At 67.7% G+C, this 26,667-nt stretch carries 21 protein-coding genes; 11 read left to right on the top strand and 10 right to left on the bottom strand.

Features of this window, described 5'->3' with window-relative positions:
- Positions 1-18: 18 nt before the first annotated feature.
- Positions 19-1,227, bottom strand: coding sequence for an MFS transporter (locus tag OG266_RS22390; protein WP_371548025.1), 1,209 nt, complete (start codon positions 1,225-1,227; stop codon positions 19-21).
- A 143-nt stretch (positions 1,228-1,370) separates the two neighbouring features.
- Between OG266_RS22390 and OG266_RS22385 the strand changes: the two genes are divergently transcribed.
- Positions 1,371-1,829, top strand: a complete 459-nt coding sequence (locus tag OG266_RS22385) for a MarR family winged helix-turn-helix transcriptional regulator (RefSeq protein ID WP_371548023.1) — start codon at positions 1,371-1,373, stop codon at positions 1,827-1,829.
- 41 nt (positions 1,830-1,870) lie between these two features.
- On the top strand, positions 1,871-2,323 hold the full coding sequence (locus OG266_RS22380; protein ID WP_266458488.1) for a GNAT family N-acetyltransferase: 453 nt from the start codon (positions 1,871-1,873) through the stop codon (positions 2,321-2,323).
- Positions 2,324-2,389: 66 nt separating this feature from the next.
- Here OG266_RS22380 and OG266_RS22375 read toward each other — a convergent pair whose 3' ends face one another.
- Together OG266_RS22375 and dnaB are read right to left on the bottom strand one after the other, a co-directional pair.
- Positions 2,390-3,775 (bottom strand): serine hydrolase domain-containing protein, encoded by a 1,386-nt coding sequence (locus tag OG266_RS22375; protein WP_371548022.1) that lies wholly within the window; start codon positions 3,773-3,775, stop codon positions 2,390-2,392.
- 108 nt (positions 3,776-3,883) lie between these two features.
- Positions 3,884-5,362 carry a replicative DNA helicase gene (dnaB, locus tag OG266_RS22370; RefSeq protein WP_266458483.1) on the bottom strand — a complete coding sequence of 493 codons (1,479 nt, stop codon included), beginning with the start codon at positions 5,360-5,362 and terminating at the stop codon, positions 3,884-3,886.
- 459 nt (positions 5,363-5,821) lie between these two features.
- Here dnaB and OG266_RS22365 point away from each other — a divergent pair, with 459 nt between their 5' ends.
- A complete protein-coding gene (locus OG266_RS22365; RefSeq protein WP_371548019.1) occupies positions 5,822-7,159 on the top strand; it encodes an MATE family efflux transporter in 1,338 nt (445 codons plus the stop codon).
- A gap of 161 nt (positions 7,160-7,320) precedes the next feature.
- Here OG266_RS22365 and rplI read toward each other — a convergent pair whose 3' ends face one another.
- From rplI to rpsF, 4 genes are all read right to left on the bottom strand, one after another.
- The gene (gene rplI / locus OG266_RS22360; protein WP_266458477.1) at positions 7,321-7,767 is read right to left on the bottom strand and encodes a 50S ribosomal protein L9; all 447 of its coding nucleotides are present in this window, start codon (positions 7,765-7,767) and stop codon (positions 7,321-7,323) included.
- A gap of 18 nt (positions 7,768-7,785) precedes the next feature.
- The gene (gene rpsR / locus OG266_RS22355; RefSeq protein ID WP_003949403.1) at positions 7,786-8,022 is read right to left on the bottom strand and encodes a 30S ribosomal protein S18; all 237 of its coding nucleotides are present in this window, start codon (positions 8,020-8,022) and stop codon (positions 7,786-7,788) included.
- 46 nt (positions 8,023-8,068) lie between these two features.
- On the bottom strand, positions 8,069-8,683 hold the full coding sequence (locus OG266_RS22350; RefSeq protein ID WP_371548017.1) for a single-stranded DNA-binding protein: 615 nt from the start codon (positions 8,681-8,683) through the stop codon (positions 8,069-8,071).
- A 77-nt stretch (positions 8,684-8,760) separates the two neighbouring features.
- Complete coding sequence (gene rpsF / locus OG266_RS22345) at positions 8,761-9,051, bottom strand: 30S ribosomal protein S6 (protein ID WP_006604399.1); 291 nt, start codon at positions 9,049-9,051, stop codon at positions 8,761-8,763.
- 285 nt (positions 9,052-9,336) lie between these two features.
- Here rpsF and OG266_RS22340 point away from each other — a divergent pair, with 285 nt between their 5' ends.
- The 3 genes from OG266_RS22340 (at position 9,337) to OG266_RS22330 (ending at position 12,100) form a co-directional block, all read left to right on the top strand.
- Entirely contained in the window at positions 9,337-9,651 is a 315-nt protein-coding gene (locus OG266_RS22340) for a hypothetical protein (protein WP_266458455.1), read from the top strand.
- Between the two features lie 167 nt (positions 9,652-9,818).
- Positions 9,819-10,940 carry a peptidoglycan bridge formation glycyltransferase FemX gene (gene femX, locus OG266_RS22335; protein WP_266458452.1) on the top strand — a complete coding sequence of 374 codons (1,122 nt, stop codon included), beginning with the start codon at positions 9,819-9,821 and terminating at the stop codon, positions 10,938-10,940.
- Positions 10,941-11,068: 128 nt separating this feature from the next.
- Positions 11,069-12,100: an alanine racemase gene (locus OG266_RS22330; RefSeq protein ID WP_266458449.1), complete on the top strand. Its 1,032-nt coding sequence runs from the start codon at positions 11,069-11,071 to the stop codon at positions 12,098-12,100.
- Positions 12,101-12,190: 90 nt separating this feature from the next.
- On the opposite strand, the gene OG266_RS22325 is transcribed toward OG266_RS22330, so the two are convergent.
- Together OG266_RS22325 and OG266_RS22320 are read right to left on the bottom strand one after the other, a co-directional pair.
- Positions 12,191-13,696: a glycosyltransferase family 87 protein gene (locus OG266_RS22325; protein ID WP_371548015.1), complete on the bottom strand. Its 1,506-nt coding sequence runs from the start codon at positions 13,694-13,696 to the stop codon at positions 12,191-12,193.
- A 118-nt stretch (positions 13,697-13,814) separates the two neighbouring features.
- A complete protein-coding gene (locus tag OG266_RS22320; protein ID WP_371548014.1) occupies positions 13,815-16,523 on the bottom strand; it encodes a transglycosylase domain-containing protein in 2,709 nt (902 codons plus the stop codon).
- A gap of 376 nt (positions 16,524-16,899) precedes the next feature.
- On the opposite strand from OG266_RS22320, the gene OG266_RS22315 reads away from it, so the two are divergent.
- The 3 genes from OG266_RS22315 (at position 16,900) to OG266_RS22305 (ending at position 20,065) form a co-directional block, all read left to right on the top strand.
- Positions 16,900-17,583 (top strand): PadR family transcriptional regulator, encoded by a 684-nt coding sequence (locus OG266_RS22315; protein ID WP_326721955.1) that lies wholly within the window; start codon positions 16,900-16,902, stop codon positions 17,581-17,583.
- A 43-nt stretch (positions 17,584-17,626) separates the two neighbouring features.
- Positions 17,627-18,709: an inositol-3-phosphate synthase gene (locus OG266_RS22310; RefSeq protein ID WP_266458438.1), complete on the top strand. Its 1,083-nt coding sequence runs from the start codon at positions 17,627-17,629 to the stop codon at positions 18,707-18,709.
- A 78-nt stretch (positions 18,710-18,787) separates the two neighbouring features.
- Positions 18,788-20,065, top strand: coding sequence for an MFS transporter (locus tag OG266_RS22305; protein ID WP_371548011.1), 1,278 nt, complete (start codon positions 18,788-18,790; stop codon positions 20,063-20,065).
- Positions 20,066-20,160: 95 nt separating this feature from the next.
- On the opposite strand, the gene OG266_RS22300 is transcribed toward OG266_RS22305, so the two are convergent.
- Complete coding sequence (locus OG266_RS22300; RefSeq protein WP_371548009.1) at positions 20,161-21,627, bottom strand: CCA tRNA nucleotidyltransferase; 1,467 nt, start codon at positions 21,625-21,627, stop codon at positions 20,161-20,163.
- Between the two features lie 222 nt (positions 21,628-21,849).
- Between OG266_RS22300 and OG266_RS22295 the strand changes: the two genes are divergently transcribed.
- Together OG266_RS22295 and murJ are read left to right on the top strand one after the other, a co-directional pair.
- Positions 21,850-24,246, top strand: a complete 2,397-nt coding sequence (locus OG266_RS22295) for a DUF6049 family protein (protein ID WP_371548007.1) — start codon at positions 21,850-21,852, stop codon at positions 24,244-24,246.
- A gap of 46 nt (positions 24,247-24,292) precedes the next feature.
- Positions 24,293-26,554: a murein biosynthesis integral membrane protein MurJ gene (gene murJ / locus OG266_RS22290; protein ID WP_371548005.1), complete on the top strand. Its 2,262-nt coding sequence runs from the start codon at positions 24,293-24,295 to the stop codon at positions 26,552-26,554.
- The last annotated feature ends 113 nt before the right edge of the window (positions 26,555-26,667 follow it).

Genomic DNA, 26,667 nt, shown 5'->3' with positions numbered 1-26,667 from the left:
CGCCCGGGCTCGACCCGGTCAGTGGTGGATGGCGGTCCGCTGTTCGGCGCGCGCGCCGCCGGCGATGACGGTGCTGCGGGCGCTAGCGCGGCGCTCCAGGGCGGCCGAGAGGACCGCGAGGACGAGCGCGCTCGCGGCGAGGACGGCGCCGACCCAGTTGGGGGCGGTGTAGCCCAGGCCCGCGGCGATGACGATGCCGCCGAGCCAGGCCGAAAGAGCGTTGCCGAGGTTGAAGGCGCCGATGTTGACGGCCGAGGCCAGCGTGGGGGCGCCGTGCGCCTGGTCGAGGACGCGCTTCTGCAGCGGCGGCACGGTGGCGAACCCAAGGGCTCCGATCAGCGCGATCGTGACGGCCGCGAGGATCTTGTTGTGTGCGGTGACGGTGAACAGGGCGAGCACCACGGCGAGTCCGCCCAGGGACACGTACAGCATCGGCATCAGAGCCCGGTCCGCGAACTTGCCGCCGATCAGGTTCCCGCCGACCATGCCGAGGCCGAAGAGGACCAGCAGCCAGGTGACGGAACCGTCGGCGAAGCCCGCGACGTGCGTCATCATCGGCGCGATGTAGGTGATGGCCGCGAAGACGCCGCCGAACCCAAGCACCGTCATCGCCATGGCCAGCAGGACCTGGACGTTCTTGAAGGCGGCCAGCTCGTGACGGAGGCGCACGCCTTCGGGCTTCGGCAGTTCGGGGACCAGCTTGGCGATGCCCAGGAGCCCGATCACGCCAAGTGCTGCGACGCCCGCGAAGGTGACGCGCCAGCCGGCGGACTGCCCGATCATCGTGCCCAGCGGAACGCCGACCACGTTGGCGACGGTCAGACCGCTGAACATCATGGCGATCGCACCGGCCTTCTTCTCCGGGGCGACCAGTTCGGCGGCAACCACTGAGCCGATGCCGAAGAACGCACCGTGGGCGAGGGAGGCGACCACGCGGCCCACCAGCATCAGCCCGAAGGCCGGGGCGACGGCGGAGAGCAGGTTGCCGAGCACGAACAGCCCCATCAGCAGCATCAGCATCCGCTTGCGGGGCACCTTGGTGCCGAGCGCGGTCATGATCGGGGCACCGATCACCACGCCGAGGGCGTAGCCGGTCACCAGCAGTCCGGCGGTGGGGATGGAGACACCGAAGTCACCGGCGACCTCGGGCAGTACACCCATGATCACGAACTCGGTGGTTCCGATTCCGAAGGCCCCGATCGCGAGGGCCAGAAGCGCGAGAGGCATGGTGGGGTACACCTTCCCAGACGATTGCAGGAGCGCTTTACGTGCGCCAACAATAGTTGCAGACGCGGGCTATACGCAACAGCGGGCTATTGCGCTTGTGCTCTATCCTGGGTTTCAGCCGCTCCGGGACGGAGGAAAACGCCATGACAGCCACGGACCCCGCGCTCACCGCCCTCGCACAGGGCTGGTGCGCTCTCTCCCTGCTGCACGGGAGGATCGAGGCCCACATCGAGCGCGCCCTGCAGGTCAAGCACGGCCTGAGCGTGCGGGAGTACTCCCTGCTCGACGTGCTCAGCCGGCAGCACGACGGCGACGGCGGTCATCTGCAGATGAAGCAGGTCGCGGATGCGGTCGTTCTGAGTCAGAGCGCCACCACCCGGCTCGTCACCCGGCTCGAGGACCGCGGCCTGCTCGCGCGCTACCTGTGCCCGACCGATCGCCGTGGCATCTACACGAACGTCAGCGAGGCAGGCCTCACGCTCCTCGAAGAGGCGCGGCCCACCAATGACGCCGCCTTGCGCGAGGCGCTCGACGAGGCGGCCAGGAACCCCGAGCTGGCCCCACTGGTCAGGGTCGTGGAATCGGCGAGCGTGCCCGCGTAGGCGGTGCGGAGTCAGTGAGCCCGCGCTCGTAGAGTGCAGGCATGGGAGATCTTGAAATACGAGCTGCCGTCTCGGACGACGTCCCCGCCATCGTCGCGATGCTCGCGGACGACCCGCTGGGCGCCGAGCGGGAGTCACCGGACGACCTCACCCCGTATCTCGCCGCCCTGGCACGCCTCAGCGGCGACGCGAACCAGCACGTCGTCGTCGCGGTGCGCAGCGGCCGCGTCGTCGGCACGCTTCAGCTCACGGTGATTCCCGGACTGTCCCGCAAGGGAGCGACCCGCTCGATCATCGAAGGCGTACGCGTCCACGCCGACGAACGTGGCGGCGGCCTCGGCACCCGGCTCATCGAGTGGGCGATCGACGAATCCCGGCGCCAGGACTGCCAGTTGGTCCAGCTGACCTCCGACGTCACGCGTACCGACGCACACCGCTTCTACGAGCGACTCGGCTTCACCGCCTCACACGTGGGCTTCAAACTGCCGCTCTGAGGCTCCGGTATACGCGAGAGGGGGTCTGTTTCACGTGAAACAGACCCCCTCTCGTCGCGACCGCCCCTACCGGAACCCTCGCCAGCCGTCGGGGTCCACCCCACCCGGCACAGGAGCCCCCTCGTCGTACGGCTGACGCGTGAAGGTGAACGACCCGAGGTCGAGGTGGCTCAGGGAGCCGTCAGGGCGCCGAAGGGCCCGTAGAAGCTCTCCGGCGTAGTAGCCGTCGAGTCCCGTCCAGGTACCGTCGCCGTTCGCCCGGAAGTGTGCGCCCCGACCCATGCCGGTCAACGGCTCGAGCGAAACACCCCCGTCGGCCACCAGCCGCAGCCCGAAGGCGTAAGTCCCCCAGTACCACTGTCCCGCCAACTCCAGTACAGCCCGGTCCACTTCGGGCAGCGGACGCCAGGGCTCAGGGATCCGGGGTTCGGCCTCCGCCACGATCCGTACAAGGTCTGTGGCAATGGTCAACACGGGCAGTCCCGAGGTGCAGTTGGCCAGCACCACCGCCGCCACGTCGTCCTCCACCCCGAACATCAAACTGGCGAGGAAGCCCGGCAGGGAACCGGAATGTCCGGCAAGGGTCCGTCCGTCACGATGCACGATCTGCATACCCAGGCCGTACGCGGAACCTGCGGCCAGGTCCGCCGTCTCGGGCGGCGCGGCGGGCGTCCGCATCTCCCGTACGGACTCCGCACTCAGCACCCGGTCGTCACCCTGGACGAGGAAGACCGCGAAGCGCGCCAAATCCCCAGTGGTGGACCAGAGTTGTCCGGCAGGCGCCATACGGCCAAGGTCCTCAGCCGGCTCCGGCAACATCACGTCCGCCCAGGGATGGACGGCCCACCCGCCCGCGTGCGGCGCCACCGGTCGCCCGCTGGTACGGCTGAGTCCGAGCGGCTCGAGCACCTCCCGCCGCAGCACCTCTTCCCAGGGGGCGCCCCGCAGTTCCTCGACCAGCGCTCCCAGCAGCGTGTAACCGGGGTTCGAGTAGTGGTGCCGTCGCCCGACCGGATGCCGGAAGGGCCGCTCGCCCAGCACGTCGGCCAGTTCGGGGCGCAGTGAGCCAGGCGTGCGCTCCCACCAGGGAGCGGGCGACTCGGCGGCCAACCCCGCCGTGTGCGCGAGCAGTTCGGCAATGGTGGCCTCCCCCGCGCCGGTGCCCGGCAGATGCTTCTCCAGGGGGTCGCCGAGATCCAGCACTCCCTCGTCACGCAGCCTCAGCACCAGTACGGCGGTGAAGGTCTTGGTGATGGAACCGATCCGGTACTGCACGTTCTCGTCCGGCCCATGCCCGTCCACCGAGGTCCGCGCTCCGGTCCAGACCGTCTCTCCGGCTCGGACCACCGAAGCGACCAGCGACGGCGCCCGTCCTTCGGCCTGAGCGACGGCGATACGGTGCAGCAGAGCCCGGCGCGTGGCGGGAAGCAACTCTTCCTGAGGTGTCGTCATGCCCCCAGTCCACCCGGCCCGGCATCGCACGTCGAGCACATTTATCCGACGCTCCGAGACCCAGCGAGGTATCGGAACCAGGTTGAGCCAGGTCGACGAGGGGTCGGATCAGGTCTGCGCCATGTCCACGAAGCGCGAGTAGTGGCCCTGGAAGGCCACCGTGATCGTGGCCGTCGGGCCGTTACGGTGCTTGCCCACGATGATGTCCGCCTCGCCGGCGCGCGGTGACTCCTTCTCGTACGCGTCCTCACGGTGCAGCAGGATCACCATGTCCGCGTCCTGCTCGATCGATCCGGACTCGCGCAGGTCGGAGACCATGGGCTTCTTGTCAGTGCGCTGCTCGGGGCCACGGTTGAGCTGAGACAGTGCGATCACCGGCAGCTCCAGCTCCTTGGCCAGCAGCTTCAGGTTTCGCGACATGTCGGAGACCTCCTGCTGGCGGCTCTCGGATCTCTTGCCGCCCGACTGCATCAGCTGCAGATAGTCGATGACCACGAGCTTCAGATCGGCGCGCTGCTTGAGGCGTCGGCACTTGGCGCGGATCTCCATCATCGACAGGTTCGGCGAGTCGTCGATGTAGAGCGGGGCGGCGGAGACGTCCGGCATACGGCGTGCGAGCCGGGTCCAGTCCTCGTCGGTCATCGTGCCGGACCTCATGTGGTGCAGGGCCACACGCGCCTCGGCCGACAGCAGACGCATCGCGATCTCGTTGCGGCCCATTTCGAGCGAGAAGATCACGCTGGGCATGTTGTGCTTGATCGAGCAGGCCCGCGCGAAGTCCAGGGCCAGCGTCGACTTACCCATGGCGGGACGGGCGGCGATGATGATCATCTGGCCCGGGTGAAGACCGTTGGTGAGCGAGTCGAGGTCTGTGAAGCCGGTCGGCACCCCGGTCATCTCCCCCGACCGGGACCCGATCGCCTCGATCTCGTCGAGCGCGCCCTCCATGATGTCGCCGAGCGGCAGATAGTCCTCGGTGGTGCGCTGCTCGGTGACCGCATAGATCTCGGCCTGGGCGCTGTTGACGATCTCATCGACGTCGCCGTCCGCCGCGTATCCCATCTGTGTGATGCGTGTCCCCGCCTCGACCAGGCGGCGCAGGACCGCGCGCTCGTGCACGATCTCCGCGTAGTACTCGGCGTTCGCCGCGGTCGGGACCGTCTGCACCAGGGTGTGCAGATACGGTGCGCCACCGACCTTGGTGATCTCACCCCGTTTGGTGAGCTCGGCCGCGACCGTGATGGGGTCGGCGGGCTCACCCTTCGCATACAGGTCGAGGATCGCCTGGAAGATCGTTTCGTGCGCCGGGCGGTAGAAGTCGTGGCCCTTGAGAACCTCCACGACATCGGCGATGGCGTCCTTGGAGAGGAGCATGCCGCCGAGAACCGACTGCTCGGCGTCCAGGTCCTGCGGCGGTACGCGCTCGAAGGCCGAACCTCCGCCTTCCCATGAACCGCTGTCCCGGTCGCGGTCGTGCTGCTCGTCGCGGCTCCGGCCACCGTCTCGGCGCTGGCGTGAGGGGGGCAGACGATCACTGGGGCCGCTGTCGGCCGCCCACGGGTCGTCCAAGGGCTCGGAAATACTCACCGAGCCACCTCCTCCCGTCCGCTGAGCGGACCTAGCCGTGCCCTTCATTTCTACGGCACGGCACTGACAACCAAGAGGCCCAACTCCGGTTCTGACGCGTCGGTTTTGTGAGGTTTCCGAGGACGGAGGAGAGAGTGGGCGCCGCCCCACGTTAGGCCCGCGGGCACCGTCAGCCAATCTGGTTATCCACAGGCCATGTGGACGACGGCCCGGATGCTGTGGAGAACCCCACAAAACCTGTGCACGACCCGGTGGACAGGCCTGTGAACAAGCCCTCAGCTCTCCAAAGGAACCCGCCCTGACCTGCCACTTTCCCGTCCACCGGCTGTGCAGAAGAAAAACTTTCCCGGTCGGACCAAGATCGTTGCAAACGGCGTACGACGGCGCGCCGCACCAGCAGACAAGTAAGGGTCATTTCGAGATTGCATCTCTTACCTGTGGAAGATTAGATTGGTGCTCATGACACAGGCTCCCGCGGCGTCCAAGGCCGCCCGGCGTCGGCACGACCGAGAGATCGTCGCGCTGGCTGTTCCGGCCTTCGGCTCACTCGTCGCCGAGCCACTCTTCCTGATGGCCGACACCGCGATCGTCGGCCATCTCGGCACCGCGCAACTGGCCGGCCTAGGCATCGCCTCAGCCCTCCTCATGACGGCCGTCGGCGTCTTCGTCTTCCTCGCCTACGCCACCACGGCCGCCGTCGCCCGCCGCGTCGGCGCAGGCGATCTGCGCGCCGCGATCCGCCAAGGCATGGACGGCATCTGGCTCGCTCTGCTGATCGGCGCAGCCGTCATCGCCGTCGCCCTGCCCACGGCACCCGCCCTGATGGAACTCTTCGGCGCCTCCGACACCGCCGCCCCGTACGCCATCACCTATCTGCGCATCTCGTCGCTCGGTATCCCGGCCATGCTCGTCGTGCTCGCCGCCACCGGCGTCCTGCGTGGTCTGCAGGACACAAAGACCCCGCTGTACGTCGCCGTCGGGGGCTTCGTCGCCAACGGCGCCCTCAACGTCGGTCTTGTGTACGGTGCCGGCCTCGGCATCGCAGGCTCGGCCTGGGGCACCGTCATCGCCCAGTGCGGTATGGCCGCTGCCTATCTGTACGTCGTCATCCGCGGCGCCCGTAAGCACGGCGCCTCACTGCGGCCCGACTCCGCCGGGATACGGGCCTGTGCCCAGGCCGGTGCACCCCTGCTCGTGCGCACGCTGTCGCTACGGGCGATTCTCATGATCGCCACCGCGGTGGCCGCGCGTCTCGGAGACGCCGACATAGCCGCTCACCAGATCATCCTGTCGCTGTGGAGTCTGCTCGCCTTCGCACTCGACGCGATCGCCATCGCCGGACAGGCCATCATCGGACGCTATCTCGGAGCAGGCGACGCCCAGGGCGCCCGCGAGGCCTGCCGCCGCATGGTCCAGTGGGGAATCGCTGCGGGAGTCGTACTCGGCTTGTTGGTCATCGCCGCCCGCCCCCTGTTCCTCCCCCTGTTCACCAGCGACTCGGTCGTCCAGAACACGGCACTGCCCGCCCTGCTGCTGGTCGCCGTGTCCCAGCCCATCAGCGGGATCGTCTTCGTACTGGACGGAGTCCTGATGGGCGCGGGGGACGGGCCGTATCTTGCGTGGGCAATGCTGCTCACGCTGCTGGTCTTCGCTCCCGTGGCACTGCTCGTACCCGTACTCGGTGGCGGCCTGACCGCGCTCTGGGGAGCGATGACGCTGATGATGACACTCCGGATGATGACCTTGTGGCTGCGTTCCCGCTCGGGGCGCTGGATCGTCACGGGCGCCACGCGCTGAACGTTTCACGTGAAACGTCCGCCAGCGCGACGGCGCCCTCGTTTCACGTGAAACCAAGAGGCGTCGCATCTGAGCGAAACCAAACCGCGCTCTCACGGAACGAAGAAGGGCCGCACCCCGTTGGGGTGCGGCCCTTCTCTCAGCTATGCCGAGCGCAGCGGTCAGGCCGCGACGACCTCGATGTTGACCTTGGCGGCAACCTCGGGGTGCAGACGCACGGACGTCGCGTGGGCGCCCAGGGTCTTGATCGGCGCGCCCAGCTCGATGCGGCGCTTGTCGACCTCGGGGCCACCGGAAGCCTTGATCGCCGAGGCGATGTCGGCCGGGGTGACGGAACCGAAGAGACGGCCGGCGTCGCCGGAGCGAACGGCCAGACGGACCTTCACGCCTTCGAGGCGGGCCTTGATCTCGTTGGCCTGCTCGATGGTCGCGATCTCGTGGATCTTGCGAGCACGACGAATCTGCTCGACGTCCTTCTCGCCGCCCTTGGTCCAGCGGATCGCAAAGTTCCGCGGGATCAGGTAGTTGCGAGCGTAACCGTCCTTGACGTCAACGACGTCGCCCGCGGCACCGAGGCCAGAGACCTCGTGGGTGAGGATGATCTTCATATGTCAGTCACCCTTCCCTTATCGCGCGGTGGAGGTGTAGGGCAGCAGCGCCATCTCACGGCTGTTCTTCACAGCCGTGGCGACGTCACGCTGGTGCTGCGTGCAGTTGCCGGTCACGCGGCGGGCACGGATCTTGCCGCGGTCGGAAATGAACTTCCGCAGCATGTTCGTGTCCTTGTAGTCCACGTACGTGACCTTGTCCTTGCAGAATGCGCAGACCTTCTTCTTAGGCTTGCGCACAGGCGGCTTCGCCATGGTGTTTCTCCTGTGTGATCAAGAAGTTGGGGTGCGAGCCCGCCCCTTAGAAGGGGGGCTCGTCCGAGTAGCCGCCGCCGGAGCCGCTGGAGCCGGTCGCGCCGCCGGAGCTTCCGCCCCAGCCGCCGCCACCGCCGCCCTGGCTGCCACCGGCAGGAGCGCTGGTCGCCCAGGGGTCTTCGGCGGGAGCGCCGCCACCCTGAGGCTGACCGCCGCCGGAGCTTCCGCCCCAGCCGCCGCCCTGCTGGCCGCCGCCACCGCCGCCGCCGCCGCCGTAACCGCCCTGGCCGCCGCGACCCGTGGTCTTGGTGACCTTGGCCGTGGCGTTCTTCAGGCTGGCGCCGACTTCCTCGACGTCCAGTTCGTAGACCGTGCGCTTGACGCCCTCACGGTCCTCGTAGGACCGCTGCTTCAGCCGGCCCTGCACGATGACGCGCATGCCTCGCTGGAGCGATTCGGCGACGTTCTCAGCCGCCTGACGCCAGACCGAGCAGGTCAGGAACAGGCTTTCGCCGTCCTTCCACTCATTGGTCTGACGGTCAAAGGTGCGGGGGGTGGACGCGACACGGAACTTCGCGACCGCCGCACCGGAAGGGGTGAAGCGCAGCTCGGGGTCGTCGACAAGATTGCCGACGACCGTGATGACGGTCTCGCCTGCCATGGGGGTACCTCTCGGCGGGTTTGCTGCTGGCTGCTAGTACTGCTACTCGATGCCCGAGATCAGCTGAGCTGGAAAGCTCAGTGGGTCTCGGGACGGAGGACCTTGGTCCGGAGGACCGACTCGTTCAGGTTCATCTGTCGGTCGAGCTCCTTGACGACCGCAGGCTCGGCCTGCAGGTCGATGACCGAGTAGATGCCCTCAGGCTTCTTCTTGATCTCGTAGGACAGACGACGACGGCCCCAGGTGTCGACCTTCTCGACCTTTCCGTTGCCCTCACGGACGACGGAAAGGAAGTTCTCGATCAGCGGAGAGACAGCGCGCTCTTCGAGATCGGGGTCGAGGATGACCATCACTTCGTAGTGACGCATGTGGAACCCACCTCCTTTGGACTCAGCGGCCACGGTCGTTCCGTGGCAGGAGGGTTGTGATGCGTACGCAACGGTATCGGCCGCCACTGACAATCGGGCTCCCATCGGCGAACCGAGCGGGATTCCCTGTCGTGACCTGGCCTTGGCCTGGGCAGACACCGGTGCAGAGAGTACAGAGTACCCGCACACGGGCTTCCGGTTGAAATCCGACCGGGTTGAGCGTCAATCTGTACACATCGGGTGTGTATGGCGCTACGATGCGCCGCCTTCCGCAGGAGGTGCCTTATGGCACAGACATTGCGACCCAACACCGTCGGTTCCCTGCTCGCCACCGACCACAAGCCCCATCCCCTCCAGGACACTCTGGTCGGGCTGACCCTGGTGCTCGGGGCGACGGCCTTCATCACGGCCCAGTTCCACAGCCTGCATCTGATCAGCTCCTGGACAGGGCTGCTGGGCATCCTCACCGGCGCCGGCGGACAGTTCATCTCGGAGACGACACGGGAGCGCTTCGGGCTGATCCTGGGTCTCGGTGCCGCGGCCGTCGGCTTCTTCCTTGGCATGGCACACGGCGGCCTCTTCGGCGGCGTCATCGGCTGACGGCCCGCCAGACAGCCGAACAAGCCCTCAGGACGTCCTGGCCGCGTATCGGTCAGGGCGCAGGTTCCATACGGCCAGACGGGGCGCTCACAGGGCGCAGTAGGCTTCGGCGCGAGAGCCGGAGCCCCTGTACCCATGGGGACACACCAGCCCGAGGAGCGCCCCGAATGAGCCTGACCCTGAGGACCATCAGCCGTGAGCAGCATCTGGCGTACATCCAGAGTCTGCCCGCGGCCAGCCACATGCAGGTCCCGGCCTGGGCAGACGTCAAGGCGGAGTGGCGCTCCGAGAGCCTCGGGTGGTTCGACGACAGGACCGGCGAGATGGTCGGGGCGGGCCTTGTGCTGTACCGCCAGCTGCCCAAGATCAAGCGTTATCTCGCCTACCTGCCCGAGGGTCCGGTCATCAACTGGTTCGCCCCGAACCTCGGCGACTGGCTGCAGCCGATGCTCGCGCATCTCAAGCAGCAGGGTGCCTTCTCCGTGAAGATGGGCCCGCCGGTGATCATCCGGCGCTGGGAGGCCGCGTCCATCAAGGGCGGCATCCAGAACCCGGACGTGAAGCGACTGCGCGACATCGAGGCCGACTTCATCGAACCGCGCGCCTTCGAGGTCGCCGACAAACTGCGCCGCATGGGCTGGCAGCAGGGTGAGGACGGCGGCGCCGGCTTCGGCGACGTGCAACCGCGGTATGTCTTCCAGGTGCCGCTCGCCAACCGCTCCCTGGAAGAGGTCCACAAGAACTTCAACCAGCTGTGGCGCCGCAACATCAAGAAGGCCGAGAAGGCGGGCGTCGAGGTCGTCCAGGGCGGTTACCAGGACCTGGAGGAGTGGCAGCGGCTGTACGAGATCACGGCCGTCCGCGATCACTTCCGGCCCCGCCCTCTGTCGTACTTCCAGCGCATGTGGACGGCCCTCAACACCGAGGACCCCAACCGCATGCGGCTCTACTTCGCCCGGCACGACGGCGTGAACCTGTCCGCAGCGACGATGCTGGTCGTCGGCGGACACGTCTGGTACTCGTACGGCGCCTCGGACAACATCGGGCGGGAGGTCCGGCCCTCGAACGCGATGCAGTGGCGCATGCTGCGCGACTCGTACGCGCTTGGGGCGACCGTTTATGACCTGCGCGGCATCTCCGACTCGCTGGACGAGACCGACCACCTCTTCGGCCTGATCCAGTTCAAGGTGGGCACGGGCGGAGAGGCCGCCGAGTACCTCGGCGAATGGGACTTCCCGCTCAACAAGCTGCTCCACAAGGCGCTCGACATCTACATGTCGCGCCGCTGACCCGGGCCGATCCGCATGCCGTGCCCCTGACCCGGCCCGGCATCGCTCCGTCGGTCCGGCGAAGCCGCCACAATTTCCCTTCATACCTCTGATACACCGCAGCCACGAGAAAGGTTCCGGGACCGGCCATGGCGCTCACGCTCTACGTCGACACCGCGCGCTGGCGGGCACACCACAAGCAGGTGTCCGAGCAGTTTCCGGGGCTGGTCCCCGTCTGCAAGGGCAACGGGTACGGCTTCGGCCACGAGCGCCTCGCTGACGAGGCCACCCGCCTGGGCTCGGACGTCCTCGCCGTCGGCACCACGTACGAAGCCGCCCGGATCAAGGACTGGTTCGGCGGTGACCTGCTGGTCCTGACGCCTTTCAGGCGAGGCGAGGAGCCGGTACCGCTGCCCGACCGTGTGATCCGCTCCGTGTCGTCCATCGACGGCGTGTACGGCCTTGTGGGCGCCCGCGTCGTCATCGAGGTGATGTCCTCGATGAAGCGGCACGGAGTCAGCGAGCAGGACCTGCCGCATCTGCACTCCGCCATAGAGAACGTCCGGCTGGAGGGCTTCGCCATCCACCTGCCGCTGGACCGCACCGACGGCTCGGACGCCGTCGAGGAGGTCATCGGCTGGATGGACCGCCTGCGTGCTGCCCGTCTGCCGCTGCACACGATGTTCGTCAGCCACCTCAAGGCCGAGGAACTCGCCCGCCTCCAGCAGCAGTTCCCGCAGACCCGCTTCCGCGCCCGCATCGGCACGCGGCTGTGGCTGGGGGACCACGAGGCGACCGAGTACCGCGGGGCCGTCCTGGACGTCACGCGCGTCTCCAAGGGCGACCGCTTCGGCTACCGCCAGCAGAAGGCCGCCTCCGACGGATGGCTGGTGGTCGTCGCGGGCGGTACGTCGCACGGTGTGGGCCTGGAGGCTCCGAAGGCGCTGCACGGTGTCATGCCGCGCGCCAAGGGCGTCGCCCGCGCCGGCCTCGCGACGGTCAACCGGAACCTTTCCCCGTTCGTCTGGGCGGGCAAGCAGCGCTGGTTCGCGGAACCCCCGCACATGCAGGTGTCCATCCTTTTCGTGCCTTCCGACGCCACGGAGCCGAAGGTCGGCGACGAACTCGTGGCCCATCTGCGGCACACCACCACGCAGTTCGACCGCATCGTCGAAGGCTGACCCTGGGGCCGCGATCCTCTGGGCCAGCCAAAAGGCCGTACACGGTGTCCGTGTACGGCCTTTTGCGTGGCTTCCCCGCGTCCTGTTCGCTCAGGGCGAACGGTCTCCAGCGGTCGCGCTTCCGCTGCCCCACTCCACCTGGGGCCCCTCGAAGTGCGCGGCGTGCCGCGGCGGATGGGCCGCGGCCCCGAACACGAAGACGTCCTCCGCACCGTCCAGCACCCCACCCGACGGATCGTCGTCACCGGCTCGGCGCACCATGTCCCGCTCAGGCATGAAGATGTCGCGCACGACCACGGCGCACAGGTACAGCGTCCCCAACAGGTGGACAGCGATGGCGACTTGGTAGCCCTCGGTCGGCAGACCCTTGTGAGCGTCCCCGCTGGTCGTGTAGGCGAGGTACATCCAGATCCCCAGGAAGTACGCGACCTCGCACGCCTGCCAGATCAGGAAGTCCCGCCAGCGCGGCCGAGCCAACGCGGCGAGGGGGACCAGCCACAGCACGTACTGCGGTGAGTAGACCTTGTTGGTGAGGATGAAGGCCGCGACGATCAGGAAGGCGAGCTGAGCGAAGCGGGGGCGGCGCGGGGCGGTGAGCGTGACCGCGGTCAGGCCCACGCAGACGAGCAGCATCATGATCAGCGCCCACGTGTTCGCCGCGTCGGCGGTGATCGTGATCTTCAACCAGTTCGAGAGGAACAGGAAGATCGAACCGAAGTCGACGCCCCGTTCTTGGCTGAAGCTGTAGAACTTCGCCCACCCGTCCGGCGCGAGATACATCACCGGAAGATTCACGACGAGCCAGGCTCCGACCGCGCCGAGCAGCGCGGTCCCGAACTCTCGCCATTTACCCGCTCGCCAGCACAGCAGGAACAGCGGTCCGAGCAGCAGGAACGGATAGAACTTGGCGGCCGTGGCGAGCCCGATGAGCACACCGAACGCCAGAACACGGCCTCGCGACCACATGAGCATCGCGGCGGCCAGGAGGGCCACAGCGAGGAGATCCCAGTTGATGGTGGCCGTGAGCGCAAAAGCGGGCGCCAGGGCGACCAGAAGGCCGTCCCAGGGCCGCCTACGGTGGGTGCGCGCGGTGCATACGGCGATGACCGCCGCGCACACCATCAGCATCCCGGCGTTGACCATCCAGTAGATCTGCTCCTGGTCCTGGATGCTGCCGCTGCCCGGAGTGAGCCAGGACGCGACCTCCATGAACACGCCGGTCAGCACCGGGTACTCGAGGTACTCCATGTCGCCGGGGAGCCTGTCGAAGTACGGCACAAGGCCGTCGGCGAAGCCGCGCCCCTGATAAAGGTGCGGGATGTCCGAGTAGCACGCGTGCGTGTACTGGGAGCTGGCCCCGAAGAACCATGCGCCGTCGTAGCACGGCAGCTTCTGCACCATGCCAAGGGCGAACACACCGATCGCCACGAGTGCGACGACCCGTACGGGGGTCCACCAGGACGTCCCGAGAAGGGCCCGTCGTCCGATGGGACCGCCGATCAGCTCACTGCCGGTCGCGGCGACCTCGTCTTCCCTGGTCGGCCGTACCGGCTCCGGCTCGCGGACGCTCGCTCGCGTCGTCTCTGCACTGGGCATGCCGCACATCCTGCCGTACGCACCTAGGAATGCGGCGAGGGCCGCCACACCTGGTCGGTGCGACGGCCCTCGTTTCACGTGAAACGGTGTGTTTCACGTGAAACACACACGGAGGCGGCTATCCGCTCGATCCTCCGAAGAGCCCTCCGTTGCCGTTCCCATTGCTGTTCCCGTTACTGCTACTGGTCGACTCCGATGGCGTGGCAGACACTCCTCCGTCCGTGCCGCCGGTGTCTGTCCCGCCGGTGTCCGTCCCACCGGTTTCGGAGCAGTTCCAGTCGAAGTTGCCGCAGGTCTCGCTCGTCGTGGGCGTGGGAGACGTCGTGGTCAGGGTGGGCGTCGGAGTCGGCGTCGCGCTCTCCACCTCGCTCTCGGTGGGCGAGGGGGTCACGCTCGGGCTCGGGGTGTCGTTGATGACCTCACCGATGTCCTCGGGCTCCGGGAAGTCCACCGCCTTCTCACCCTTGAGCGCCTGCTCCATGTAGTCGTGCCAGATCTGGGCCGGGAACGAGGCACCGTGGATCTTCTTCTCGCCACCCGTGCCGTACATCTCCAGGAACTCGCGATCCTTCTTGGTCTCGTCGTCGTCCATGCGGTACATGCCGATCGCGGTCGACAGCTGCGGGGTGTACCCGACGAACCAGGCGGACTTGTTGCCGTCGGTGGTACCGGTCTTACCGGCCACGTCCCGGCCCGTCAGCTGGGCGGCGGTACCGGTTCCCTTCTCGACCACGGTCTTGAGGACGTCGGTGACGTTGTCGGCGACCTTCGCGGTGAAGGCGTCCTTGGCAGTGCCCTCGTGCTGGAAGACGGTGCCGTCCTGGTCGGTGACCTTCTCGACCGAATACGGATCGTTCTGCTTGCCGCTGGCCGCGAAGGTGGCGTACGCACCAGCCATACGGATGGCACTCGGGTCGGAAGTACCGAGGGAGAACGACGGGAAGCTGGCGCTGGCAAGGCTCGACTCCAGGACACCCGCGTCCACGGCGGCCTCCTTGACCTTGTCCAGGCCGACATCCATGCCCAGCTGGACGTAGGCGGAGTTGACGGAGTTGCGCATCGCCTCGCGGAGGTCGATGTCGTAGCTCGGCGCGTTGTACGACTCACCGCCGTCGTTCGTCTGCAGCCACTCCTTGTCGTCCTTGTCCGTCCAGACGGTGCCGTCGTAGTCCTGGATCTTCAGCTTGTTCTTGCCGCTGTAGAGACTGTCGGGGGAAACGACGGTGCGCTCGTCCTGCGCCTGGACCGCGTCACCATCCTTGTCTCGTACACCCCAGGACATGGCGGCCGCCAGCACGAACGGCTTGAACGTCGAACCGACCTGGGCACCAGTCGCGTCGGCGTTGTCGGTGAAGTGCTTGGTCGCGTCCACGCCACCGTAGATGGCCTTGATCGCGCCGCTCTCCGGGTCCACGGAGGCCCCGCCGAACTGGACGTAGGTGTCCGTGTCCGGGCGCTTCTTGGGATCGATGTTTTTGTCCTGGACTTCCTTCACGGAAGCTTCGAGCGCGGCGACCTTCTTCTTCTCGAAGGTCGTATGGATCTCGTAGCCGCCCTGCTGAAGCTGGTCCTGAGTGATCCCGGTCTTGTTGTTGATGAGGTACGAGTTGGCCAGGTCGACGAGGTAACCGATCTGGCCGCTCAGCTGGGCGTTCGACCGCGGACTCTGGTACTTGGGGAAGGTCTTGTACTTGGCCCGCTCGGTGGCGGTCAGGTGCCCGTCCTTGACCTCTTCGTCGAGAATCCACTTCCACCGGTACTCGGCGCGCGCGCGGTTGGCCTTGGGAGTGGCGGACGGGTCGATCGACACGGCACCCGCGGGGTCGTAGTACGTGGCGCCCTTGAGCATCGCCGCCAGGAAGGCGCACTCGCTCGCGTTCAGGTCCGTGGCGTCCTTGTCGAAGTAGGCGCGCGCCGCCGCCTGGATGCCGTAGGCGTTGCGTCCGTAGTACGCCGAGTTCAGGTAGCCGGCCATGATGTCGTCCTTGTCCATGGAGGCACCGACCTTTATGGAGACGAACAGCTCCTTGAACTTGCGGGAGACCGTCTGCGACTGGTCGTCCAGCATCGCGTTCTTCACGAACTGCTGGGTGATGGTGGAGCCACCCTGCGTCTGGCCGCCCTTGGCCATGTTGACGAAGGCTCGGGCGATACCCATCGGGTCGACACCACTGTCGGTCTCGAATGTCTTGTTCTCGGCCGACATGACCGCGTAGCGCATCTCCTTGGGGATCTGCGCGTAACTGATGATCTGGCGGTTCGTCTCACCACCTGTGGCGACCATCTGGCTGCCGTCGGCCCAGTAGTAGACGTTGTTCTGTGCCTCGGCGGTCTTGGCGACGTCCGGGACGCCCACCAGGGCGTACGCGACACCCGCCACCGCCACCAGGCTGCCGCAGAAGCCGATGAACAGCCCCGAGACCAGCTTCCAGGACGGAATCCAGCGCGCTGCGCCGTACTTGCCCGCGCGCGGATAGTCGATGATGCGCTTCTTCACGGGCCCGGATGCACGGCCGCGGCCACGCCCGGGCCCGTTCGGGCCCCCGGGGCCGCCACGTCGGCCTCCGCCTCCGGGGCCGCCGTTTCCGGCGCCGTCGGCTCCTCTGCGCCGGCTGCCGCCACTGCTTCTCTGCGCCGCACGGCGGGCCTCGGCACGGCCACCGTACGAGCGCTCCTCTTCACCCCCCGACCCATAGGAGTCGGAAGGAGACCCGGTGGCGCTGCGCGGTGCCCCGCGGCGGCCAGAGGTCGAGCCGGACTGGCCGCGTCGGGCCGCGGCACGTCCGCCTTCCTGCGACTGCGGCAGTTTGCGACGGTGCTCGCTCATCGAACGATTACTCCTCGGGCAGGCGCACCCATGCGCGCCTGGAAGCGGCTGCGGCTGGTTTCCGGTCCCCCCGAAGTACGGATGCGGTCGTAATCGCATTCACCCGTACTGCACCGAGGACGGTGACGTCCTCAGACGTCACTTGGTTCCCCGTGGTGTGCATGCCGCACAGACTACGCACCGTCAAAACCCGCCTAGGGCCGAAGTTCACCCCAAATCAGGCAACTTGCTTCGTATGAATCGGTGATGTGACGCCGTTCACCGTGACCCCTCTTGCCGCATCCGAGTGGCCGTTCTATCGTGTCGATGTATCGAGTCGATACATCAGCGCGGCATAAAGACCGTGCCGAGGAGACAGCGACAGGGAGGAGGCGACATGAGCCGGCGTTCCGGGATCCTCGAGTTCGCCGTACTCGGCCTGCTCCGCGAGTCTCCGATGCACGGCTATGAGCTGCGCAAACGACTCAACACGTCACTGGGTGTGTTCCGTGCCTTCAGCTACGGCACGCTCTACCCCTGCCTCAAGACGCTGGTCGCCAACGGCTGGTTGATCGAGGAGCCGGGGGCCACACCCGAGGACGCCCTCGCCGCTCCACTTGCGGGGCGTCGCGCCAAGATCGTCTATCGATTGACGGCGGAAGGTAAGGAGCACTTCGAGGAGCTGCTCTCCCAGACGGGTCCCGACGCATACGAGGACGAGCACTTCGCGGCTCGCTTCGCTTTCTTCGGGCAGACGTCACGCGATGTACGCATGCGCGTACTGGAGGGCCGCCGCAGCCGCCTCGAGGAGCGCCTGGAGAAGATGCGCGCCTCTCTGGCGCGCACCCGGGAGCGCCTCGACGACTACACGCTTGAGCTCCAGCGCCACGGAATGGAGTCCGTGGAGCGCGAAGTGCGCTGGCTGAACGAGCTCATCGAGAGCGAGCGAGCGGGGCGGGACGTCAAGGGTTCCGCCTCCGAGGGCTCAGCTCAGCAGGACAGCACATCTGGCGAGGCGGGCGGCCTGCCCCGGCACCGGGACAGCTCCCGGCCGGATCCGTCCGACGACACCACCACGTGAGACCCGGTCGGGGTTTCACCAGTACATACAGGGAGCAATCGGAATGGGTTCGGTTCGCGTAGCCATTGTCGGCGTGGGCAACTGTGCCGCCTCGCTGGTGCAGGGCGTCGAGTACTACAAGGACGCCGACCCGGCGGCCAAGGTGCCCGGCCTGATGCACGTCCAGTTCGGCGAGTACCACGTCCGTGACATCGAGTTCGTCGCCGCCTTCGACGTCGACGCGAAGAAGGTCGGCCTCGACCTCTCCGACGCCATCGGTGCCAGCGAGAACAACACCATCAAGATCTGCGACGTCCCGAACAAGGGCGTCACGGTCCAGCGCGGTCACACCCTCGACGGTCTCGGCAAGTACTACCGCATGACCATCGAGGAGTCCGCCGAGGAGCCGGTCGACGTCGTCCAGATCCTCAAGGACCGCCAGGTCGACGTCCTCATCTGCTACCTGCCCGTCGGTTCCGAGGACGCGGCGAAGTTCTACGCCCAGTGCGCCATCGACGCCAAGGTCGCCTTCGTCAACGCCCTCCCGGTCTTCATCGCCGGCACCAAGGAGTGGGCGGACAAGTTCACCGAGGCGGGCGTCCCGATCGTCGGCGACGACATCAAGTCGCAGGTCGGCGCCACCATCACGCACCGTGTGATGGCGAAGCTGTTCGAGGACCGCGGTGTCCGTCTTGAGCGCACCATGCAGCTCAACGTCGGCGGCAACATGGACTTCAAGAACATGCTGGAGCGCGACCGCCTCGAGTCCAAGAAGATCTCGAAGACGCAGGCCGTCACCTCGCAGATCCCCGACCGCGACCTGGGCGAGAAGAACGTCCACATCGGCCCGTCGGACTACGTCCAGTGGCTGGACGACCGCAAGTGGGCGTACGTCCGCCTCGAGGGCCGCGCCTTCGGCGACGTCCCGCTGAGCCTGGAGTACAAGCTCGAGGTCTGGGACTCCCCGAACTCCGCGGGTGTCATCATCGACGCCCTGCGCGCCGCGAAGATCGCCAAGGACCGCGGCATCGGCGGCCCGATCCTCTCCGCGTCGAGCTACTTCATGAAGTCCCCGCCGGTGCAGTACTTCGACGACGAGGCCTACGCCAACGTCGAGAAGTTCATCAAGGGCGAGGTCGAGCGCTAAAGCCCGTCTCGTTGATGGCTGTTGAGGGTCCCCGGGCATTCCGCCCGGGGACCCTCCTCGTATGTGAGGCTGTGCTCCATGGCTGTCGTACGTGACCTGCGCGTACTCCTGCGCTTCCAGGGGTTCAGGCGTCTGCTCGGCGTACGGCTGCTGTCCCAGGGCGCCGACGGGGTCTACCAGGTCGCGCTCGCCACGTACGTCGTCTTCTCACCGGAGAAGCAGACCTCGGCCGGCTCGATCGCCTCCGCCATGGCGGTACTGCTGCTCCCGTACTCCCTCATCGGCCCCTTCGCGGGCGTCCTGCTGGACCGCTGGCGGCGCCGCCAGGTCTTTCTGTACGGCAACCTGCTGCGGGCGGCACTGGCGTGCGTGACGGCCGTCCTGATGCTGAGCCATGTCCCCGACTGGCTCTTCTACGTCTCCGCTCTGTGCGTCACCGCGGTCAACCGCTTCGTCCTGTCCGGCCTTTCGGCCGCGCTGCCCCGCGTCGTCGACTCCGAGCGGCTGGTGATGGCCAACTCCCTGTCGCCCACCGCCGGCACGCTCGCCGCGACCATGGGCGGTGGGCTTGCCTTCGTCGTCCGGCTGGTCGCCTCGGACTCCGACGCGGCGGTCGTCCTCGTCGGGGCAGCCCTGTATCTGTGCTCGGCCCTCGCCTCTCTGCGTCTTGCCCCGGAACTGCTTGGACCCGACCGGGAGTTGGTGCCGTCAAGGCTGTCCACGGCCCTCGCCGGCACCGCGCGCGGCCTCGCGGCGGGCGTGCGCCATCTGGCCGAGCCCGCACGACGACAGGCGGCCTGGGCGCTCATGGCGATGACGGTGATGCGCTTCTGCTACGGCGCCCTGACCGTCATGGTGCTGATGCTGTGCCGGTACGCCTGGACGTCCGGCTCGGATGACGACGGGCTGGCACTGCTGGGGCTGGCTTTGGGTATTTCGGGGGCAGGATTCTTCGCCGCGGCCGTGGTGACACCCTGGGCAGCCGGACGACTGGGCCCCGGCGGCTGGATCGTCGCCTGCGCCGGCGCTGCCGCCGTCCTGGAGCCCGCACTCGGCCTGCCGTTCGCCGCTGCTCCCATGCTGGTCGCCGCATTCGTCCTGGGTCTGACCACACAGGGCGCGAAGATCGCGACGGACACGATCGTGCAGTCCTCGGTCGACGACGGCTTCCGCGGCCGAATCTTCTCCGTCTACGACGTCCTGTTCAACGTCGCCTTCGTCGGTGCGGCCGCAGTAGCCGCACTGATACTGCCTCCCGACGGACGCTCGGTTTCGCTTGTCGTCACCGTGGCGGTGCTCTACGCGGCGGTGGCTGCCGCGTTGGCTCGCTTCGAGCTCCGGTGGGCGGCGCCTTAGCCGCAAAGCAAGGAGCGGTGTTTCACGTGAAACACCGCCCGTTCCTGGAGCCCGGGTCGATGTTTCACGTGAAACATCGACCCGATCCAAGAGCCTCAGCTCTGCTCGGCCCACCACTCCTTCAGCGCCGACACGGCCGCGTCACGCTCCATCGGCCCGTTCTCCAGCCGAAGCTCCAGCAGGAACTTGTAGGCCTGACCGATGGCCGGTCCGGGGCCGATGCCCAGGATCTCCATGATCTCGTTGCCGTCGAGGTCGGGACGGATCGAGTCCAGCTCTTCCTGCTCCTGGAGTTGCGCGATGCGTTCTTCCAGGCCGTCGTACGCGCGGGAGAGCGCGGTCGCCCTCCGCTTGTTGCGGGTGGTGCAGTCGGAGCGGGTCAACTTGTGGAGCCGGTCGAGGAGCGGGCCCGCGTCGCGTACATAGCGGCGAACCGCGGAGTCCGTCCACTCTCCGGTGCCGTACCCATGGAAGCGCAGGTGGAGTTCGACCAGACGCGAGACATCCTTCACGAGGTCGTTCGAGTACTTCAGCGCCGTCATCCGCTTCTTGGTCATCTTGGCGCCCACCACCTCATGGTGGTGGAAGGAGACCCGCCCGTCCTTCTCGAAGCGGCGCGTCCTCGGCTTGCCGATGTCGTGCAGCAGCGCGGCGAGCCGGAGGATCAGGTCGGGGCCGTCCTCCTCCAGCTCCATCGCCTGTTCCAGGACGATCAGCGTGTGCTCGTAGACGTCCTTGTGCCGGTGGTGCTCGTCGCGCTCCAGGCGCAGCGCGGGAAGCTCAGGCAGCACATGGTCGGAGAGCCCGGTGTCGACGAGCAGCGTCAGGCCCTTGCGCGGGTGCGCGGAAAGAATCAGCTTGTTCAGCTCGTCCCGCACCCGCTCGGCCGAGACGATCTCGATGCGCCCCGCCATGTCCGTCATCGCGGCCACCACCTCGGGGGCAACCTCGAAGTCGAGCTGTGCGGCGAACCGCGCGGCCCGCATCATCCGCAGCGGATCGTCGGAGAAGGACGCCTCAGGGGTACCCGGCGTGCGCAGGATGCGACCGGACAGGTCGTCCAGGCCCCCGTGCGGGTCGATGAACTCCTTCTCCGGCAGCGCGACGGCCATCGCGTTCACGGTGAAGTCACGGCGCACGAGATCTTCCTCGATGGAGTCGCCGTAGGACACCTCGGGCTTGCGTGAGGTCCGGTCGTACGCCTCGGAGCGGTACGTAGTGATCTCGATCTGGAACGACTGCTGTACGTCGCCCACCCGAGCGTCCTTCTGCGCGCCGACTGTGCCGAAGGCGATCCCCACCTCCCACACGGCATCCGCCCAGGGCCGCACGATCTTCAGTACGTCCTCGGGGCGAGCGTCGGTCGTGAAGTCCAGGTCGTTGCCGAGCCGGCCAAGGAGCGCGTCCCGGACCGAGCCGCCCACCAGCGCGAGTGAGAACCCGGCCTCCTGGAATCGGCGGGCGAGCTCGTCGGCGACAGGGGACACCCGCAGCAGTTCACTCACTGCGCGGCGCTGCACCTGACTCAGGGCACTGGGGTTGTCTTCGTTGGCGTTCGGCACAACAGAAAAGGGTACGTGGCCGGGGCCCCCGCGGGCGCCTCCATAAAACGTGCACAGCCGACCCCTCCCTGTACGACGGCCAATACGCACACATACAGGACACTCGGCCCGGTCCCCCGATCTTGTGGCACAGTCCGCGGCACTTCCCCTCAGCGCGCATCGTTACCATGCGTGGACGCACATTCCGACGACCACTGACGACGACGAGGGACGGGCGAGCGCGTGGCCGAGGCGGCAGACTTCCAGGGGATGAGTCCCTCACCTGCCCGCCGGTGGCTCCGGCGCAGCGGCGCACTGCTCGCCGGTGTGCCCTTGCTGGCCGGGCTGCTCCAGCTGCCCCTCGGTACGTCCGCGTACGCCTCAGAGAAGACCGCTGTGGCCGACGCCACCGGGTCCAGCACGGTCGATGTCTCCATCGACTCGCTCAGTCCCAGTGCCCCTACGACAGGCGACACCATCACGGTCTCCGGCACGGTCACCAACAAGGGCAAGCAGACGGTCACAGACGCCCATGTGGGCGTGCGGGTGGGTCCGTCTCTCAACAGCCGCTCCGCGATCGACAGCGCCGCGAAGCGCACCGGGTTCCAGTTGGGTCTCGACGGCTCGGAGGTCGGCGGCACGTACGTAGCGAAGTTCTCCGAGCTCGTCGTCGGCGTCTCGCAGTCCTTCAGCATCTCGGTGCCCGTCGATGAGCTGGATCTCGGCGCCGACGGGGTCTACCAGCTCGGCGTCTCCCTCACGGGCCGGACCGCCGCCCAGTCGTGGGACCAGATCCTCGGCATCCAGCGGACGTTCCTGCCCTGGCAGGAGGATGCGGCGGACACGAAGACGAAGACGACGTACCTCTGGCCACTGATCTCCACGGTCCACCTCACGGCGGAGACCGGGTCGGACGCGCAGCAGACCCCCGTCTTCGAGAACGATGACCTGGCCAAGGAGATCTCCCCGGGCGGCCGGCTGGATCAGCTGTTGTCCTTGGGCAGCAGTCTGGACGTCACCTGGGTGCTCGACCCGGACCTGCTGGCTTCCGTCGACGCCATGACGCGCAGCTACCAGGTTCAGGACGGCGACACCACCACGGCAGGCAAGAACCAGGCGATCGCCAAGCAGTGGCTCGCCGAGCTGGAGAAGACGGTCGAGGACAAGGAAGTCGTCGCCCTCCCCTTCGCCGACCCCGACCTGGCGTCTCTGGCGCACAACGGCACGAACGTCACCGGCTCCCTGAGTCACCTCAAGGACGCCACGGACGTGGCCGCCAGCACGGTGGACACGATCCTCCACGTCACGCCGAACACCGACTTCGCCTGGCCCGCGGACGGCGCCCTCGACCCGTCGATCGTCAAGGTCGCCACCTCCGCCGGCGCCGACAAGGTGATCGCCCGCAGCGACAGCCTGCGCGAGACGGGCGGGCTGTCGTACACGCCGAGCGCCGCCCGCCCCATCGGCGCCGGGACGACCGCGGTGGTCGCGGACGCCCGGCTGTCGACCGCATTCCAGGGCGACATGACGAAGGCCGACAGCTCCACGCTCGCCGTGCAGAAGTTCCTGGCCCAGAGCCTGGCGATCAACCTGCAGGAGCCGGAGAAGCAGCGCAGCATCCTGGTCGCCCCGCAGCGCATGCCGTCCGCGAGCCAGGCCCAGTCGATGGCGCAGGCACTGACGGCGCTCCAGGGCGGGAACTGGTCGGAGTCCCAGAGCCTGTCCGCGGCCGCCAAGGCCAAGCCGGACCCGGGTGCCACCACGAAGGTGCCCGCCGAGTCCTCGTATCCCTCCTCGCTGCGCAAGCAGGAGCTGCCTCAGTCGGCCTTCGAGTGGATCCGGGACACGCAGACGAGTCTCGACAACTTCAAGGTCATCCTCACCGACGAGTCCCGTGTGGTCACTCCGTTCGGCAGGGCGATGGACCGGGGGATGTCCACGTCCTGGCGCGGCCGGCCCGTTCCGGCGGCTACCTTCCGCGCAAGCGTTTCGTCGTACCTCAACGAACTCACCGGCCTGGTCAGACTGATCGAGAAGTCCGACGCGAAGCTCTCCGGTCGCAGCGCCACGATCCCCGTGACCGTGCAGAACAACCTCGTGCAGGGCGTCGACCATCTGGTCCTGCGCCTCACCTCGCAGCAGCCCACCCGCCTCAAGATCGGCGACGGCCCCTACGACGAGCAGCCGATCACCGTCGCGGGCGAGCACAGCCAGTCGGTGAAGTTCGACACCTCGATCAAGGCCAACGGCCCAGTGAAGGTGGTCGCCCAGCTGTACACACAGGACGGCCAGGAATACGGCGACCCCGTCACCTTCGAGGTGAAGGTCACCGAGATCACCTCGACGGTCATGCTGGTCATCGGCGGCGGCTTCCTGCTGCTCGTGCTCGCCGGATTCCGGATGTACACGCAGCGCAAGCGCGCGGCCGCCCGGCAGGCCGAGGAGGACGCTCGCAGGGACGAGAGCGCGGACGAAGACGCGGACGCCACCGAGGACACCGAGGACTCCCAGGACCACCCCGCGGGCGAGTCCGGCACGGAGTCCGGGGCAGACGACCCGGAGCACCCGAGTGACCCGACACCGGACACCGCACCGGAAAGCGCGGACCCGTCCGGCACGGGTGAGAGAGTGGACCGTTGAGCGATGTCGTGGCCGGTGGGCCCGGGGACGATGAGGTGGGGTAACCATGAACGCGCCGTACGAGGGTGACCGCGGTCAGGGCGCGGGCAGCTCGGGCTACCCCGAGGGCTACCCGGACCAGGGCACAGGGAACTCCGGCTACCCCGAGGGCTATCCCGAGGGCCCGCCGCCCGAGCCCGGGCAGCTGCCGCAGGGGCCCCCCGCGGACATGTACTTCCAGGATGCCTACACCCAGGACCCCTACCGGGCACAGGACCTCTCCGCCCAGGACCCGGTGACCGAGGCGCTCTACGACCGCGCCGCGCACCCTCCGCCGCCCCCCGGCACGTATCACCCGCAGCCTCCGCTCTACGCCCAGCCGCCCACGCCGCAGTACGCCCCCGATCCGCGCATCTGGGCCCAGACGCCCCCGCCGGAGCCCGCGGGCCCGACCCGGCACCTTCCGTACGGCGACAACGCGTCCACCACCCAGTTCGTGGGCGTCGACGACCTGGTCACCCAGGCCGGCGAGCAGCACCACGAGCCCGACGCCTTCGCCCACCTCTTCCGCGACCAGGGACAGGGCGCCGGCCGTCCCTACGCCGGTCCGCCCGGCGTACCGTCACCGGCCCCCGAACCAGCTCCGGCCGCCCCACAGGCTCCGCCCCCCGCGGCCGCGTCCGCTCCGAAGAAGTCCGGAGGGCGTGTTTCGGGGATGCTCCAATCGAGCGCGGTGATGGCGGCGGGGACACTGGTGTCCCGGCTCACCGGTTTCGTACGCACCATGATCATCACGGCCGCTCTCGGTGCCGCGACACTCGGCGACACCTGGACCGTGGCCTACACCCTGCCGACGATGATCTACATCCTCACCGTCGGCGGAGGACTCAACTCGGTCTTCGTGCCCCAGCTGGTGCGATCCATGAAGGACGACGAGGACGGCGGCGAGGCCTACGCCAACCGCCTGCTGACCCTCGTCATGGTCGCCCTCGCCGTGATCGTCGCTGCCGCTGTCTTCGCGGCACCGCTACTGATCCAGCTGATGTCGAACTCCGTCGCGAGCAATCCGGAGTCGAACAACGTCGCCGTCTCCTTCGCCCGCTACTGCCTGCCCACGATCTTCTTCATGGGTGTCCATGTGGTCATGGGCCAGATCCTGAACGCCCGCGGGAAGTTCGGCGCGATGATGTGGACTCCGGTCCTCAACAACATCGTCATGATCTTCACCTTCGGCATGTTCCTCTGGGTGTACGGGACCGCAGCGGACTCCGGCATGACGGTGAGCAACATCCCGCCGGAGGGCATCCGCCTGCTCGGCATCGGCACCCTGCTCGGCCTGGTCGTGCAGGCCCTGGCGATGATCCCGTACCTGCGCGAGACCGGTTTCCGGTTCCGCCCGCGCTTCGACTGGAAGGGCCACGGCCTCGGCAAGGCGGTCCAGCTTGCCAAGTGGACCGTGCTCTTCGTCCTCGCCAACCAGGCGGGCGTCCTCGTCGTCACCCAGCTGGCCACCGCGGCGGGCAAGGCGTCCGGCAAGAGCGGCGCGGGCATCATGGCCTACTCCAACGCCCAGCTGATCTGGGGCATGCCGCAGGCGATCATCACGGTCTCCGTCATGGCGGCCATGCTGCCGAGGATCTCGCGAGCCGCCCACGACGGCGATCCCGGTGCCGTCCGCGACGACATCTCCCAGGGCCTGCGCACCTCGGCCGTCGCGATCGTCCCGGTCGCCTTCATGTTCGTCGCCCTGGGCATCCCGATGTGCACCCTGCTCTTCGGCTCCAGCAGCATCCCGGCCGCCCAGTCCATGGGATACGTCCTCATGGCGTTCGGCCTCGGCCTGATCCCGTTCTCGGTGCAGTACGTGGTCCTGCGCGGCTTCTACGCCTACGAGGACACCCGCACGCCCTTCTACAACACGGTCATCGTGGCCGCGGTGAACGCCGCCGCCTCGGCTCTCTGCTACGTGGTTCTGCCCGCTCAATGGGCGGTCGTCGGCATGGCCGGCTCGTACGGCCTGGCGTACATGGTCGGCGTCGGAGTCGCCTGGCAGAGGCTGCGCAGACGGCTGGACGGCGACCTGGACGGCGCCCGTGTCCTGCGGACGTACGCACGGCTCTGCCTGGCATGCATCCCGGGTGCTCTGGCAGGTGGCGCGGTCGGGTTCGCGATCACCAGGGCGCTCGGTCACGGAGTCCTCGGATCGATCGCGGCACTCGTCGCGGGATCGATCGCCCTCCTCGGCGTCTTCTACGTCGCGGCGCGGAAGATGCGCATCGAAGAACTCAACTCAATGGTCGGAATGGTCCGCGGGCGCCTGGGGCGCTGAGGCGGGGGTACGCGCACAACCATCGTCCGCCGCCGCGTGTCGTGCATAGCGGCGGACTGTGGGCACAATTGGTTTCTGCGTCGGAGCACGCAATGGATGGGGAGGCGGGAACG

The sequence above is a fragment of the Streptomyces sp. NBC_00554 genome (assembly GCF_041431135.1).
In the GTDB taxonomy this organism is placed as follows: domain Bacteria; phylum Actinomycetota; class Actinomycetes; order Streptomycetales; family Streptomycetaceae; genus Streptomyces.
This window is presented reverse-complemented; position numbering and strand designations above follow the sequence as displayed.